This is a genomic window from Methylobacterium sp. E-012 (assembly GCF_057836545.1).
Genome location: NZ_JBYQEY010000001.1, coordinates 3,697,842 through 3,711,600, shown reverse-complemented (window position 1 = coordinate 3,711,600; position 13,759 = coordinate 3,697,842). Strand labels below are relative to the sequence as shown.

Here is a 13,759-nt window from a genome sequence, read left to right as displayed (position 1 = left end):
TTTCAGCGAGCATTCCACTGTCTTTCCGCAGGTCTCTGTAGAATAGTTGCAGACGTTGAGACGGGCAGGCTCCGTGGGGGCGCTCGGCAGGTCCGAAGCCGGCAGCCGCGATGGGCGAGCAGACCGGCATGGAAATGCCGAATGCGGGACGGATGCCTTGGGACCTTGGGAAGGAATGAGAAAATGATGAAACACTGGCTCGCGGCCGGCGCGGTCGCGCTCACGGTCGGCATGACGTCGACGATCGCGCAGGCGCAGACCACGACCGTGCCGGGCGAGCAGGTCGGCCTCGCCGTCGGCGCGCCCCTGCCGGAAGGCATCTACGCGATCAACACGTTCACCTACCGCCGCACCGACGGCCGGAACGACGCCGACACGGCCGTCAACATCCCGGTCCTGGTCTGGTCGACCCCGCTGGTGCCGCTCGGCGGCCGGGTCGAGCTGCTCGTCGCCCCCCCGACCGTGTTCGCCTTCACCCGCAACCCGGCGGGCCAGGCCAACAAGGACATCTCGATCAACGTCGGCACCTTCGTCGGCGGCATCTGGGCGTTCGACCTCGGCAGCAACTTCGGCGTCAGCTTGCTCGGCGGCGTGTACCTGAACGACCTCGACGGCGACCGCGGGTCGATCAATGGCCGCGTCGTCAACGGCGTTGTCACCGGCACGCCTGTGCTGCCGCAGCTCTCCTCGAACACCTACCGCTTCGGCGTGGCCGGCAGCTACACCGGCGACGGCTGGAACATCACCGGCAACCTGACCGCCAATATCTACGACTCCCCCGGCCGCTTCCCGGGCCAGGTCGGCGCCGCGATCGGCCCGCTGCGCCTGTCGGACGCCCTGAACTTCGACATCACCGCGACGAAGAAGTTCGGCAACTTCGAGATCGGTCCGGTCGCCTACGGCACCTACAACTTCGACATCAGCCAGTACAGCGCGGCGGCCGGCAACCGCGGCCGCTTCGCCATCGGCGGGCTGGTCGGCTACGACTTCAAGATCTTCACCGTCCAGGCCTACGTCGCCCGCGACGTGGTGACCGGCGCGAGCTACACCAACGCGTTCGGCCGCACCCGCAGCGACTACTCCACCGACGGCTGGATCCGGTTCATCGTCCCGCTGTACTCGCCGGTCGCCGCCGCGTCGCCGATCCCGGCGCCGCTGGTCCGCAAGTACTGAGACGCGCCCCCCGGTCCCCCGCCCCGCGGCGGGTGACCGGGGGCTTCGACAGACCGTCCCTCCGGACGGTGGACCGCCCGGCCCCGGCCGGGCGGTCTTGTCATTTGGCCGGTGCGGCGAATGGCGTGCGGGTGGCCTCGCATGGGTGTCGCCGGCGGCGCGGGCATCCTATCTTGTGCGCTTTCGTGCGCCCGGTTCCCGCCAGGGCGCGGACGAGCCGAAGGACTCTCATGGCGACGCAGGGTGAGTGGAAGATCCCCGCGCAGGCCCAGCCCAGGCCGGCGGATTACGGCTACGACCTCGACCGGGCGCTCTCGGCGGTGCTGGCCCTGTCGGCGCGGGTGCCGGACGGCGCCTTCACGGCTGAGACGCTGGGCACCGAGCGCGCCGGCAACGGCGTGGTGATCCGCGAGGACGGCCTCGTGCTCACCATCGGCTACCTCGTCACGGAGGCCGAGACCGTCTGGCTGACCACCCGGGACGGCCGCTCGGTGCCCGGCCACGTCCTGGGCTTCGACGCCGCCACCGGCTTCGGCCTCGTCCAGGCGCTGGGGGACCTCGGCGTGCCGGCCCTGCAGCTTGGCCGTTCGGCCGGGCTCAAGACCGGCGACCGGGCGGTGCTGGCGGGGGCGGGCGGGCGCCAGCGCTGCGTCGCCGTCGAGGTGGTCGCCCGCCAGGAATTCGCCGGCTACTGGGAATACGTCCTGGACGAGGCCCTGTTCACCGCCCCCGCGCACCCGCATTGGGGCGGCACGGCGCTGATCGGGCCCCAGGGTGAATTGCTTGGCATCGGCTCGCTGCAATTGCAGCAGGGCGGCTCCGGCAGCGCGCGCCCGATCAACATGGTGGTGCCCATCGACCTGCTGCCGCCGATCCTCGACGACCTCGCCACGCGCGGGCGGGTGAACCGGCCGCCGCGCCCGTGGCTCGGCCTCTACGCCACCGAGAGCGAGGAGGGCATCGTGGTGATGGGGCTGGCCGATGGCGGCCCGGCCGAGACCGGCGGCCTCCAGCCCGGCGACGTGATCGAGGCGGTGGCCGGCGAGCCCGTGGCGGATCTCGCCGCCCTGTTCCGCAGCGTCTGGGCGCTCGGCGCGGCGGGGGTGCGGGTGCCGCTCAACGTCCGCCGCGAGGGGCGCGGGGTGAAGCTCGCCCTGGTCTCCGCCGATCGGGAGCGGTTCCTGCGCACGCCCTCGCTGCACTGACGGTCCGGACACCCCTGCGGCGTGCGTGGCCTTGCCTGCACGGACTTGCCCGCGCGGACTTGCCCGTGCCGCCGCGAGCCTGTCCCCGGCACAACCTGTGGCTCAGCGTTGGTTCAGGCGGCCGCGCCGAATCTCCCGCGGCCGGCCGTCGATCCGCCGGATGTGAACGAGGAGATCCCATCATGACGATTCCGGGCGCATCGCGCGTGAAGGCGCTCATCTTGGTGGCCGCGGTCACCGGCGGCCTCGGGCTCGCCGGCTCCGCCCAGGCGGCCGGCGGCTGTGGCCCCGGCTTCCACCCCAATCCCTGGGGTCTCTGCCGCCCGAACTGGGGCCCCCGGCCCTACGGCTCCTGGCGCCGTCCGGTCTATTACGGCGGCTACGGCTACGGCCGGCCGCGGCCCGTCTACCGGCCCTACGGCTTCTACGGGCCGCGCCCGTTCTATTGATACCGGACCTCACGGATCCCGACCCGCGGTCGGGATCCGTGAGACCTGGGGGAGCGGGCACGCCCCTCGCTCCCGGTCATCGGGGCGCTCCGCGGCCGGTGCCACGCGCGCCAGAGGCCGGTGTCCCGGACCGACATGCGCCTAAAGAATGACCATTCGTAAACCTTGCCGATTTCTTAATCCGGTCATGCAATCATCGCAGGTCTGATGCTTGAGCTTGGGACTCCTGCTGCGCTGCAGCGGGTTTATATGTGCGTTGCACCAACAAGAGGCAGCGATGCGCAAGGAAGCGTCATCGTCTGCCCGAGCAGAGGTCACAGCACATATGTCCGCCGCCCGTAGCGTCCTGAGCCGCGTACGCGCCTATCTCCGGTACCGCGACACCGTTTCCCAGCTGTCGCGCCTGTCGGATCGCGATCTTGCCGATCTCGGCATCAACCGCAGCGAGATCCACGGCATCGCCCGCGCCTGATCGCAGCGTCCGCACGCCGATCGAAGGACCGCCGCCCGCTGATCCGGACGACGGTCCTTCGCGTATCGGGACCGCAGCCGGCCGGGCGCCCCGCACCGAAAGCGGCCGAAGCCGTCGGGATACGGCCGGGCCCCGCGCCCTTTTCACCGCCGGACCGGTGACCCTGCCGGCGAATGGTGCTTAATCGCGGGCATGACACAGACCATCCACATCGTCGGCGGCGGCCTCGCCGGGTCCGAGGCCGCCTGGCAGGTGGCCGAGGCCGGCCACCGCGCCGTCATCCACGAGATGCGCCCGGTGCGCGGCACCGAGGCCCACCGGACGGACGGGCTCGCCGAGCTCGTCTGCTCGAACTCCTTCCGGTCGGACGATCCCGAGGCCAACGCCGTCGGGCTGCTGCACCAGGAGATGCGCAGTCTCGGCTCGCTGATCATGCGGGCCGCCGACGCCAACCAGGTGCCGGCGGGCGGGGCGCTCGCGGTCGACCGTGAGGGCTTCTCCGCCGCGGTGACCCGGGCCCTGGAGCAGCACCCCAACGTCACCCTCGTGCGCGGCGAGGTCGAGGGCCTGCCGCCGGAGGATTGGGGGCCCTGCATCGTCGCCACCGGCCCGCTCACCGCCTCGGGCCTGGCCGAGGGCATCCGCGGGCTCACCGGCGCCGAGTCCCTCGCCTTCTTCGACGCCATCGCGCCGATCGTCCACCGCGACTCCATCGACATGGAGGTGGCGTGGTTCCAGTCCCGCTACGACAAGCCCGGCCCCGGCGGCACGGGGGCCGACTATCTCAACTGCCCGATGACCCGCGCACAGTATGACGGGTTCGTGGCCGCTCTCGTGGAGGGCGAAAAAATCGGGTTCCAGCAGTGGGAGGGCACGCCCTATTTCGACGGCTGCCTGCCGATCGAGGTGATGGCCGAGCGCGGCGCCGAGACCCTGCGGCACGGCCCGATGAAGCCCGTGGGGCTGACCAACCCGCGCGACCCCCTGGTCAAGGCCTGCGCGATCGTCCAGCTGCGCCAGGACAACGCGCTGGGCACCCTTTACAACATGGTCGGCTTCCAGACGAAGCTGACCTATGCCGAGCAGGTGCGGATCTTCCGCACCATCCCCGGCCTGGAGCGGGCCGAGTTCGCCCGGCTGGGCGGCCTGCACCGCAACACCTACCTCGACAGCCCGCGCCTGCTCGACGCCACCCTCCGGCTGAAGGCCCGGCCGTCCTTACGCTTCGCCGGCCAGATCACCGGCTGCGAGGGCTATGTCGAGAGCGCTGCGGTCGGGCTGATGGCCGGCCGCTTCGCGGTTGCGGAGGCCGCCGGCCACCCCCTCGCGCCGCTGCCCCAGACGACGGCGCTGGGCGCGCTCATCGCCCACATCACCGGCGGCCATGTCGCGGCGGATGGCGAGGCCAATGCCCCGCGCTCGTTCCAGCCGATGAACGTCAATTTCGGCCTGTTCCCGCCCCTGGCGCAGGCGCCCCGCAACGAGACCGGCCGGCGCCTGCGCGGGCCCGAGAAGGCGGTGCTGAAGAAGCGCGCCCTGACCGACCGGGCCCGGGCCGACCTCGGGGCCTGGATGGCGGGGGCGCACCCGGCGGACTGGAGACAGGCGGCGGCGGAATAGCGCCGCGTCCCGGTTTCAAAAGGTCCGGGACCTTTTGCGGGTGCAGGGCAGCGCCCTGCTGTCGGGCTCCGCCGATTGCGGGGCTCGGCCCATTGCGGGGCTCCGCCCCACGACACCGCCAAAGGGCTTGAGCCCTTTGGAAACCCCGTACGCGCATGGGCCTTGCACGGTCCGGGTGTTCAGCACCCGGGCCGCCCATGACTGCGATCGACACCCAAGCCTTCCTGGCCGACCTCTACGAACTGCGCGCGATCGGCCGGTTCCGCACCGGCGTCCACCGCCCGACCTTCTCGGCCGCCGACATGGAATCCCGCCGCTGGCTGATGGCCAGGCTGGAGGCCTGCGGGCTGGAGGCATCCATCGACGGGATCGGCAACGTGCTGGGGCGCCATCGCGGCCCCGGCCCGCATCTCCTCGTCGGCAGCCACATCGAGACCCAGAACGAGGCCGGCTGGCTCGACGGGGCGCTCGGCGTCGTGGCCGGGGTGGCGTTGGCCCGGGCCGGGCTGCCGGTGGACGTCGTCGCCTTCGCCGACGAGGAGGGCCACTTCTCCGGCGGCTTCCTGGGCAGCCGCTCGGCGATCGGCGACCTGACCGAGGCCGAGATCGATGAAGCCCGCAACCGCACCGACGGCACCGCCTTGCGCGCGGCGCTCGCGACCGCCGGCCTCGCCGGCCTGCCCCGGATGCGGCTCGACCCGGACCGCTACCGCGGCTTCCTGGAGATGCATATCGAGCAGGGCACGCAGCTCGAATCCGCCGGCCTGCATCTCGGCGTGGTGAGCGGCATCGTGGCGATCTGGCAGTTCCGGATCGTGTTCGAAGGCAACCAGGACCACGCCGGCGGCACCACCATGGCCGAGCGCCGGGACGCGGGTCTCTCGGCGGTGCGGCTCCTGGCGGCGATCGACCGGGCATTCCCGACGGTGTGCGGCCCGCGCAGCACCTGGACCACGGGGCGGATCACCCTGGATCCCGGCGGCTACAGCATCATCCCCGGCCGGGCCGAGGTGGCCTTTCAGTTCCGCGACGTGGCGATGCCGGTGCTGGAGCGGATGGAGGCCTGTCTGGAGGCGCTGGTGCGCGAATCGAACCGGCGCGAGCGCTGCCCCGCCACGCTAACGGCCCTGTCCAAGGCGATCCCCGCCCCCTGCGATCCGGCGCTGATGCGCGCGCTCTCGGAGGCCGCCGACGCGGTCTGCCCCGGGGGCTGGCAGGTGATGCCCTCGGGCGCCGGCCACGACGCCCAGAACGTCGCCCGGATCCTCCCGGCCGCGATGCTGTTCGTGCCCTCGATCGGCGGCATCAGCCACCATTGGGCGGAGGATACCAGCGACGCCGACCTGGCGCTGGGGGTGCGGGCGCTCGGGGATGCGGCGGCGCGGGTGCTGGCGGGGTGAGGGTGTCATGGAGCGTAAGGCCGCAGGGCACCGTCAAAGGCCTTCGACGGCAAAGCCGTAAGTATTTATTTCGATCATATGGGAAATTTCGTAAATAATTCAAAATATCGAACTCTAAGGGATCGGTATTTACTGCGTCTATTGAGTCAGTGAAACCTGATCCGACGCAACGGCTATGGCCAGGCGGATCCCGCGAGGCCTTGCCTGAACGCCGGTGGGCATCCTGGGAGCAAGGACCCGCAACGCAAAGCCGGTTTCGGGCCGCGTCGTCGGGCGAGCATTTCCCAACGTCCAAGGTCTCGGCAAACGCAGATATGCTGCTCTGCGAACTATTTAATCAAGTCCTTCAAAATGATATAAAATCATCTCAGCGCCACGCACCGTTTGGAAAGCCCTTTTTGGCGCAAGGCGACTGACGCGCGAACCGGCCCAAGCCGTGGGAAATTTTTTGAACAACTATACGGTTATATAAATTCCCTATCTCAAATAAAAATCCGAATTTTTACTTCAAAGCATCTCGCAAAAATCGCGAGACAGTCGATTTTTTGACCCTAAACGGCGCTTGACGCGTCTCTGTGTGGCATATAACTCACAAACTATGCTTGATAGGCATGTCATTGTTTGGAGATGAGCGAATCAAATCGATATGAATGTCTACAATAACTAATGTTATGCAAATAAAAACCTCGGAACGGCAATAATATTAGAAGATATATTACTATATGTAATATATAATCAGCGGTCTTGCTGGGAATAAGTGTCTCAATATTGAAAGCTGATCGAGCGTCGGGGTCGGAGGGACAGGTGGCAGCCACTGCCTTATCGGTCGGGGTCATCATACCGTCGCGCCTGCAGCGGATTGAGCCCGAGTCGCGGACGAGTAAGTATTTCGTGGAGCGCGCGATCGCCAGCGCATTGGCGCAGTCCATCGTCGTAGAGAACAATGTCAGGCTCAGTTTCATTGTGGGCATCGACACGGATGCGGATATCCCGCCGCATCTTGCGGAGCGCAGCGATATCGTCTGGGCGCGCAGCGACGGTCGTTCTCAGGCTGGAGCCCTGAATGCCGGTATCGATGCGGTCGGAAGTCAATTCGACTGCATCGCATTTCTGGAAGACGACGATCGCTGGAACCAGAACTATCTGAATCTGTGTTCGGCGGCGCTGAGAAGCTACGGCTTCGTCTCGACGACCCAGCTCGAAGTCGACGAGAGCGGCGAGATCGTCCGCATCAACGACTTCCCGACGCCGTCCGGCTGGATCATGCGGCGCGACACCCTCCGGCGCGTCGGCCGCTTCGATCCCGCGATGCGCTGGCATCTCGATAACGAATGGCTCGGCCGGCTCGGTGACAGCGGGATCCGGCGTTGCCACCTCATCGACGCCCTGGCGCCCGCGACCGTCGCACTCGCGGAGCAGGTGCGGCCTTGGATCGCCAACGTCGCGCGACTCGGCGGGGCCAATTCGGAGTTGCAGCGCCATACCCTGCTGGCGCCCCTGGTCACGCGCCTGGTGCATTCCCGCTCGGGCATGGCTCGGATCGCCGCCGATCCGGCCCTCATTCAGGAGAGCCGGACGGAATACGCGACGCTCAACCGCCGGTACGGCCGCATCCCCTGGTGAGACAGCCCTGGGCAAGGATCCGGCGTGATGAGACGGAGGCCAGAGATGGTGGACGGGATTGTGGAAGGGGCTGCGTTCAGTGTCCGAACAGCTGCATGTTGCGATCGACGCGCGGGCAAACCTCGGGGCGGCCGGCGGCGTGGCCGAGGTCACGCGCGGACTGGTGACGCATCTTTATCATCTCCCGCCGGACGCGTTCAGATTTTCTCTGATCGTGGATTCCGCGGCGCGCGACGATCTGCGCGCCATCATGCCCGATCATTGCAAATTGCTGCCGCTGCAGGGGGAGGCCCTACCCGTGCGCGAGCGCGAATTGAGGCTGGCCGGCACGCAAGTGGCCAAGCGGATGTTCAATTTCCAAGATGCGAGTGCGACCCTTCAGGTTAATCTCTTAGACGCCACCGGACCCTTGCGGGCCGCAGGTGTGGCGGCGGTGCACGCCCCGACGCAATTTACGCTCGATTCCGATCTGCCGCTCCTTTACCATCCGCACGATCTCCAGCATCTCCATCTGCCGCAGTTCTTCTCCGACGATGATCTCCGGCATCGCGAGGTCATCTATCAGTACTTTTGCAGAGCAGCGACGATCGTTCCGGTGGCCTCGCGCTGGATCGCCGATGATGTCCATCGGCAGTACCGCGTACCGCTCGAGAAGATGCCCATCATTCCGTTCGCGCCGCCCGCCTCCGACCGCACGCCGCCGACACCCGCCGAGGTTCGGGCGATCTGTGAGCGTCTCCAGCTTCAGCCCGGCGGTTTCCTGCTCTATCCGGCGGCCGGCTGGGAGCACAAGAATCACATCCGCCTGGTGGAGGCCGCCGCCCTGTTGCGGGCCCAGGGTCTGACGGCGCCACTCATGGTGTTCACGGGTGCGTTCACGCCGTTCTCGCTGCGCATCCTGGAGCGGGCGGCCGAACTGAACGTGACCGATTGCATCCGGTGGGGCGGTTACATCGCCCATCGCGATCTGGTCCTGCTCTATCACTTGGCTCGGGGTGTCGTCGTGCCGACGAAGTTCGAGGCCACCAGCTGCCCGATCTACGAGGCGTTCGCGATCGGTTGCCCTGTCGCCTGCTCCACCGCGACGTCGCTTCCGGCACAGACGGCCGGGGGGGGCGCTCCTGTTCGATCCCGACAACAGCGGCGAAATCGCCAGCGCTCTCTTCAAGCTGTGGTCGGATGCGCCGATGCGGGACCAACTCGTCGCCCGCGGGCGGGAGGTCGTCGCCCAGCACACCTGGGAATCGGTCGTGCGTCGGTTCGGCGTGCTCTACCGCAAGGCCGCCGGTCGGCCGTTGAGCGAGGCGGACGAGAGACTGCTCGCAACCGGTCCGTCCGTCTGATCGGGACCGTGCGTCCCGCCCTCCGAGGGCGCGTCGCCCCGGCCTGGCCGGGCGGCAGTCGCCGCTTGACGCGGCTTGCGGGGCCCCTCCCCTCGGAGGGCGCCCGCGATCCCGGCAGCGCCGCGAAGGCCGCTCCGATGCGGGCCCGCCGAGGCAACGCTCTGCCGTCTCGCCCGTTGCTCCGAAGCGACACCGGAGGGCGGCCATGCAGATCCGCAAGGAAGCGACCTACGACGGGGTGTGGACCGTGTTCGTCGGCGAGGGGCTCTGCTTCAGCGATCTGAGCGAGCCGGCCGCCGACGCGCTGGTGGCGGCATTCGTGCGGTTCGCCCTCTCCCGGCACTGAGCCTCACCCCCCCGGCACCAGCGACCGGAGCGGGATCACGTCCGGCCGGTATTCCTGCATGCCGCCGGCGATCCGCTCCTCCACGGCGTCGAGGAATTTTTCCGGGTCGGTGATCGAACACTGGCGCAGGTCCCAGAAGGCGTAGCGCCACCATTGCACCTTCAGGTAGCGCTCGATCAGTGTGTCGGGGAAGCGCATCTTCACCACCCGGGCCGGGCTCCCGGCCACGATCGCGTAGGGCGGCACGTCCTTGGTCACCACCGCCATGGCGCCGACGATCGCCCCGTCGCCGATGGTGATGTCGGGCATCAGGAAGGCGCCGTGGCCGATATAGACGTCGTTGCCGATGCGGACGCGCTTGGGCCAGAGATACGGGCCGCAGATCTCGTAATCCTCGGCCCGCGGATCGACGCGGTCGAACACCGCCGCGTGGTGCGTGTAGAACAGCGGCGAGGTCGAGCCGCAATGCACCGGGTGGCTGCCGCGGCCGACCTGCACGCTCTCGCCGATCGAGCAGTAGCGGGCGATGTCGGCGCCGAAATAATAGCCGCTCACCGCGTAGGAGAACGCCCCCATGGTGAGGCAGTAATCGACCCCCATCCACTTGAGGCTGCACGGCGGCTCGAAGGTGCAATCCTCCGGCAGGCCGAACGGGGCCGGATGCAGCACCGAGATGCCGCGCCGCAGCATCTCCTGTTTCATGTCCTCGTTGACGGAGATCATGCGGCGTCCTCGGCGATGGGGCGTTCGGTCCGGACCCGCGCCCTGTCGGCGCCGACCCCGAGGCGGCGCCGGATCTGCTGCGGGGCGGAGGTCCCGCGGCGCGTCTCGGGGCTCGGCGGAGGCGCCCTCACCGCCTGCCGCCACGGGGCGCGGTCACGGCAGCGGTCTCGGATCGGGTCATGGGCGGCTGTCGGGGGGGCGTCGGGATGTGCGGGATGGCGGCGTCGGTGACCGGTCGCACTAACGGAACCGGCGAGGCCCGTAAACCGGGGTGCCCCCGGACGATCCTGGTCCCGACGCGGCGGCCCCGCAGATCCGAGCGCCGGGTCGCCCGCCCGAGCCGTTGCATGCGGCGGAATTTCGATATATCTAAAACGACGTCATATCGAGAGTGAGTCGACATAGGGGCATCCCGATCCCATGGACACCTTCCGCAGCGATCCGTTCCACACCCATCCCTTCGACGCCTATCGCGTCCGGGCCCATCGCGGCCCGATGGGGGGCGATCCCCATGGGCGACACGGTCCCCACGGGCCTCACGGCCGCGGCGAGCGCCGGATGTTCGGCCGCGGCGGCCGCGGCGACCTCGCGCGCTTCTTCGCCCATGGCGACCTGAGGCTCGTGATCCTGCACCTGATCGCCGAGAAGCCGCGGCACGGCTACGAGATCATCAAGGCCATCGAGGAGCGGGTCGGCGGCGCCTACAGCCCGAGCCCCGGCACGGTCTATCCGACGCTCACGCTCCTGGAGGAACTCGGCCACGTCACGGTGACCCAAGGGGAGGGCACCAAGCGGCTGCACACGATCACCCCGGAGGGCCAGGCCGTCCTCGACGGCAACCGCCCGACCCTGGAGGCGATCCTCGCCCGGATGGCGCAGGCGGAGGCCGCCCGGGGCGACGGCCCGCCGCCCGCGCTGGTGCGCGCCAGGGAGGGGCTGACGCTCGCCCTGCAGATGCGCCTCGCCCGCGGGCCGCTCGACGCCGGGCAGGTTGCCGCCATCACGGCCGCCCTGGAGGCGGCGACCGCCGCGGTGGAGCGGGCGTGACCGGCCGCCATCGGGATACGGCCGGTGCCTGATCCGCGGCTGGGGCGCGTCGCCGTCGGGATCACCCTGTTCCGGCCGGACCCGCGCCAGGTGGACCGCGTCCTGGCGCAGGTCCCGGCCGGCTACGCCGCGGTGATCGCCTTCGACAATGGCGGTCTCGCCGCCGGGGATGCGGCGCGCCTCGCCCGCGCCGGGGTGACCCTGCTGTCGGAGGGGCGCAACCTCGGCATCGCCGCGGCGCTCGACCGGATCGCCGGGGCCGCCCGGGCCGCGGGGGCCGACGCGCTCCTGCTCCTCGACCAGGATGCCGAGCCGCCGGCCGGCCTCGCCGCCGCGCTGCTGGCGGCCCGCGGCCGGCTGCGGGCGGCCGGGATCCCGGCGGCGGTGGTGGGCCCCGCCCCGGCGCCGGCCCCCGGCCACAAGGCGCCGGCCTACCCGCGCCGCCCCGGCGCGCGGGCCTGCGGCGACCTCGCCCCGGTGCAGTTCCTGGCGACTTCGGGCTCGCTGATCGACCTCGCCGCCCTGGCCCGGATCGGCCCGTTCCGCGCCGACTTCTTCATCGACGGGGTCGAGCTCGAATGGTGTTTTCGCGCCTGGAGCCTCGGCTTCGGCTGCTATCTCGCGCGCGCCGTCGCGATCCCCCACCGGGTCGGCGGCGGGGTGATCCGCGCCTTCGGGATCACGATGCCGCGCCAGCCCCTGTTCCGCATGGCGACCTACCTGCGCAACGCGGTCTATGCTTGGCGGCTGCCGCACGTGCCGCTGCGCTGGAAGCTCGCCCAGGCCGCCTACCTGCCCGTCCAGGCCGGGCTCTACTGGGCGGATTCGGGCTTTCGGCCCGCCGTGCTGCTGCGGCTCCTCGCGGCCGCCCGCGACGGTGCCCTCGGGCGCCTCGGCCCGCCGAAGGACCTGTTTTGACCGACCGCCCTGCCCCCCGGGCCGATCTGGACGTGGTGATCGTCAACTGGAACGGCGGCACCCTGCTCCACGCCTGCCTGGCGAGCCTCGCATCCGTCCAGGATGCCGGCTCCGTGCAGGTCATATTGGTCGACAACGCCTCCCGGGACGACTCGACGAGCGACCTGCCCCCCCTGCCCCGCCCCCTCCGGCTGATCCGGAACGCGGAGAATCGCGGCTTCGGCCGGGCCTGCGACCAGGGGGCCGCCGCCGGGGACGCCCCGGCGATCCTGTTCCTCAACCCCGACACGCAGGTGGCGCCCGACGCGCTCCGCCTGGCCCGGGCCGCCCTGACGGCCGATCCGCGGACCGGGATCGTCGGCGCCCGGCTCGTCGACCCCGAGGGGCGGACTGCGCGCTCCTGCGCCCGGGCCCCCTCGGCGCTCGGCCTCCTCGGCCGCGCCCTGGCGCTGGACCGGATCGGGCTCGTGCCCCCGCATTTCCTCCTCGACTGGGACCACGCGGAGGACCGCGCCGTCGATCAGGTGATGGGCGCCTTCCTGATGATTCGCCGCGACCTGTTCCGGGCCCTCGGCGGGTTCGACCCGCGCTTCTTCGTCTACTGGGAGGATGCCGACCTCTGCACCCGCGCCCGGGCGGCGGGCTTTTGCGTGCGGCACGTGGCCGGGGCGGTCGCCCGCCATCTCGGCCAGGGCACGACCCGGCAAGTGCGGGCGCGGCGGCTGTTCTACTTCCTGCGCAGCCAGATCCTCTACGCCGGCAAGCACCACGGCGCCGCGACCGCCCTGGCCGTCACGGCGGCGAGCTTCGGCGCGCAGGTGCCGCTGCGGCTCGCCCTGGCGCTCGCCCGCCGCGCGCCGGACGAGGCCGCGGCGGTGCTGCGCGCGGCCGGCCTCCTGGCGGCGGCGCTGCCGGGCCTCGTGCGAAGCCTTCTGGCGCGGCCGACCGGCTGATCCCACGGGTTCGGGCCAAGCCGGCAGGAGCCGGCAGGAGCCGACAGGAGCCGGCAGGAGCCGACAGGAGCCGACCGGGCCCGATCTCCGAGTCGCGTCCCGGACATGCGCGCGTCGCGAATAATAGAGGCCGGGTTGGTCCGCGTGCGCACACCGTCGCGGCGACCTCCCGGACCTGTGCGCGACCGCATCCGCGCGCCACGCGGTCGATCCGGACCGATTCAAATTTTCATCTGTTAAAATTCGACCAGTTTGGTCAATAAATCATAAAATTCCATCTTTAATATAACAATTCAAATATACATGATCGAATATTAGAATATATATTTGCATTACTTCGGGATCGAATGTTGCATAAATCCGTCAGTTACAATTTTTTGATGGCCGGGTGATGCCCTGTCACTTGCGCTTCGAAATTTGAATTGCAAACACGCGTCACGGTGAAAAAATTCCATGGGCTCTGGAGCTTTTTTATCAGGCTGCGAGA

14 protein-coding genes and 1 pseudogene are annotated in these 13,759 nt (G+C 69.4%); 13 read left to right on the top strand and 2 right to left on the bottom strand.

Features of this window, described 5'->3' with window-relative positions:
- Window positions 1-183 precede the first annotated feature (183 nt).
- From AC3IF1_RS17985 to AC3IF1_RS17955, 7 genes are all read left to right on the top strand, one after another.
- A complete protein-coding gene (locus AC3IF1_RS17985) occupies window positions 184-1,173 on the top strand; it encodes a transporter family protein (RefSeq protein WP_243968789.1) in 990 nt (329 codons plus the stop codon).
- 230 nt (window positions 1,174-1,403) lie between these two features.
- Window positions 1,404-2,378, top strand: coding sequence for a S1C family serine protease (locus tag AC3IF1_RS17980; RefSeq protein ID WP_243968786.1), 975 nt, complete (start codon window positions 1,404-1,406; stop codon window positions 2,376-2,378).
- Window positions 2,379-2,560: 182 nt separating this feature from the next.
- Window positions 2,561-2,827, top strand: a complete 267-nt coding sequence (locus AC3IF1_RS17975) for a GCG_CRPN prefix-to-repeats domain-containing protein (RefSeq protein WP_243968785.1) — start codon at window positions 2,561-2,563, stop codon at window positions 2,825-2,827.
- Between the two features lie 325 nt (window positions 2,828-3,152).
- Window positions 3,153-3,299 carry a DUF1127 domain-containing protein gene (locus tag AC3IF1_RS17970; protein WP_243968864.1) on the top strand — a complete coding sequence of 49 codons (147 nt, stop codon included), beginning with the start codon at window positions 3,153-3,155 and terminating at the stop codon, window positions 3,297-3,299.
- 192 nt (window positions 3,300-3,491) lie between these two features.
- Window positions 3,492-4,919 carry a methylenetetrahydrofolate--tRNA-(uracil(54)-C(5))-methyltransferase (FADH(2)-oxidizing) TrmFO gene (gene trmFO, locus AC3IF1_RS17965; protein ID WP_489218713.1) on the top strand — a complete coding sequence of 476 codons (1,428 nt, stop codon included), beginning with the start codon at window positions 3,492-3,494 and terminating at the stop codon, window positions 4,917-4,919.
- Window positions 4,920-5,116: 197 nt separating this feature from the next.
- Window positions 5,117-6,319: a Zn-dependent hydrolase gene (locus tag AC3IF1_RS17960; protein ID WP_489218712.1), complete on the top strand. Its 1,203-nt coding sequence runs from the start codon at window positions 5,117-5,119 to the stop codon at window positions 6,317-6,319.
- An 804-nt stretch (window positions 6,320-7,123) separates the two neighbouring features.
- Entirely contained in the window at window positions 7,124-7,942 is an 819-nt protein-coding gene (locus tag AC3IF1_RS17955) for a glycosyltransferase family A protein (RefSeq protein ID WP_489218711.1), read from the top strand.
- A 76-nt stretch (window positions 7,943-8,018) separates the two neighbouring features.
- Here AC3IF1_RS17955 and AC3IF1_RS17950 read toward each other — a convergent pair whose 3' ends face one another.
- On the bottom strand, window positions 8,019-8,204 hold the full coding sequence (locus tag AC3IF1_RS17950) for a hypothetical protein (protein WP_489220501.1): 186 nt from the start codon (window positions 8,202-8,204) through the stop codon (window positions 8,019-8,021).
- On the opposite strand from AC3IF1_RS17950, the pseudogene AC3IF1_RS17945 reads away from it, so the two are divergent.
- From AC3IF1_RS17945 to AC3IF1_RS17935, 3 genes and pseudogenes are all read left to right on the top strand, one after another.
- Window positions 8,193-8,981: pseudogene (locus tag AC3IF1_RS17945) on the top strand (glycosyltransferase family protein); the annotation flags it as partial. The gene AC3IF1_RS17950 and the pseudogene AC3IF1_RS17945 overlap by 12 nt on opposite strands.
- 148 nt (window positions 8,982-9,129) lie before the next feature.
- Window positions 9,130-9,285: a hypothetical protein gene (locus AC3IF1_RS17940; RefSeq protein ID WP_489220500.1), complete on the top strand. Its 156-nt coding sequence runs from the start codon at window positions 9,130-9,132 to the stop codon at window positions 9,283-9,285.
- Between the two features lie 205 nt (window positions 9,286-9,490).
- Complete coding sequence (locus AC3IF1_RS17935) at window positions 9,491-9,631, top strand: hypothetical protein (RefSeq protein WP_243968777.1); 141 nt, start codon at window positions 9,491-9,493, stop codon at window positions 9,629-9,631.
- A 3-nt stretch (window positions 9,632-9,634) separates the two neighbouring features.
- Here AC3IF1_RS17935 and AC3IF1_RS17930 read toward each other — a convergent pair whose 3' ends face one another.
- Window positions 9,635-10,354 carry a CatB-related O-acetyltransferase gene (locus AC3IF1_RS17930; RefSeq protein ID WP_489218710.1) on the bottom strand — a complete coding sequence of 240 codons (720 nt, stop codon included), beginning with the start codon at window positions 10,352-10,354 and terminating at the stop codon, window positions 9,635-9,637.
- Between the two features lie 420 nt (window positions 10,355-10,774).
- On the opposite strand from AC3IF1_RS17930, the gene AC3IF1_RS17925 reads away from it, so the two are divergent.
- The 3 genes from AC3IF1_RS17925 to AC3IF1_RS17915 are packed head-to-tail and all read left to right on the top strand — an operon-like array spanning window position 10,775 to window position 13,272.
- Entirely contained in the window at window positions 10,775-11,401 is a 627-nt protein-coding gene (locus AC3IF1_RS17925) for a PadR family transcriptional regulator (protein ID WP_489218709.1), read from the top strand.
- Window positions 11,402-11,425: 24 nt separating this feature from the next.
- Window positions 11,426-12,319, top strand: coding sequence for a glycosyltransferase family protein (locus tag AC3IF1_RS17920; protein ID WP_489218708.1), 894 nt, complete (start codon window positions 11,426-11,428; stop codon window positions 12,317-12,319).
- Window positions 12,316-13,272, top strand: a complete 957-nt coding sequence (locus AC3IF1_RS17915; RefSeq protein WP_489218707.1) for a glycosyltransferase family 2 protein — start codon at window positions 12,316-12,318, stop codon at window positions 13,270-13,272. The genes AC3IF1_RS17920 and AC3IF1_RS17915 overlap by 4 nt, the downstream gene beginning before the upstream one ends.
- The last annotated feature ends 487 nt before the right edge of the window (window positions 13,273-13,759 follow it).

Excerpts from the sequence above, each read along its gene's own strand:
- AC3IF1_RS17940 (WP_489220500.1), top strand. The coding sequence starts at position 9,130 with ATGCGGGACCAACTCGTCGCCCGCGGGCGGGAGGTCGTCGCCCAGCAC.
- AC3IF1_RS17985 (WP_243968789.1), top strand. The coding sequence starts at position 184 with ATGATGAAACACTGGCTCGCGGCCGGCGCGGTCGCGCTCACGGTCGGC.
- AC3IF1_RS17970 (WP_243968864.1), top strand. The coding sequence starts at position 3,153 with ATGTCCGCCGCCCGTAGCGTCCTGAGCCGCGTACGCGCCTATCTCCGG.
- AC3IF1_RS17935 (WP_243968777.1), top strand. The coding sequence starts at position 9,491 with ATGCAGATCCGCAAGGAAGCGACCTACGACGGGGTGTGGACCGTGTTC.
- AC3IF1_RS17925 (WP_489218709.1), top strand. The coding sequence starts at position 10,775 with ATGGACACCTTCCGCAGCGATCCGTTCCACACCCATCCCTTCGACGCC.
- AC3IF1_RS17980 (WP_243968786.1), top strand. The coding sequence starts at position 1,404 with ATGGCGACGCAGGGTGAGTGGAAGATCCCCGCGCAGGCCCAGCCCAGG.
- AC3IF1_RS17950 (WP_489220501.1), bottom strand. The coding sequence starts at position 8,204 with ATGATCGGGCATGATGGCGCGCAGATCGTCGCGCGCCGCGGAATCCAC.
- AC3IF1_RS17960 (WP_489218712.1), top strand. The coding sequence starts at position 5,117 with ATGACTGCGATCGACACCCAAGCCTTCCTGGCCGACCTCTACGAACTG.
- AC3IF1_RS17975 (WP_243968785.1), top strand. The coding sequence starts at position 2,561 with ATGACGATTCCGGGCGCATCGCGCGTGAAGGCGCTCATCTTGGTGGCC.
- trmFO (WP_489218713.1), top strand. The coding sequence starts at position 3,492 with ATGACACAGACCATCCACATCGTCGGCGGCGGCCTCGCCGGGTCCGAG.
- AC3IF1_RS17930 (WP_489218710.1), bottom strand. The coding sequence starts at position 10,354 with ATGATCTCCGTCAACGAGGACATGAAACAGGAGATGCTGCGGCGCGGC.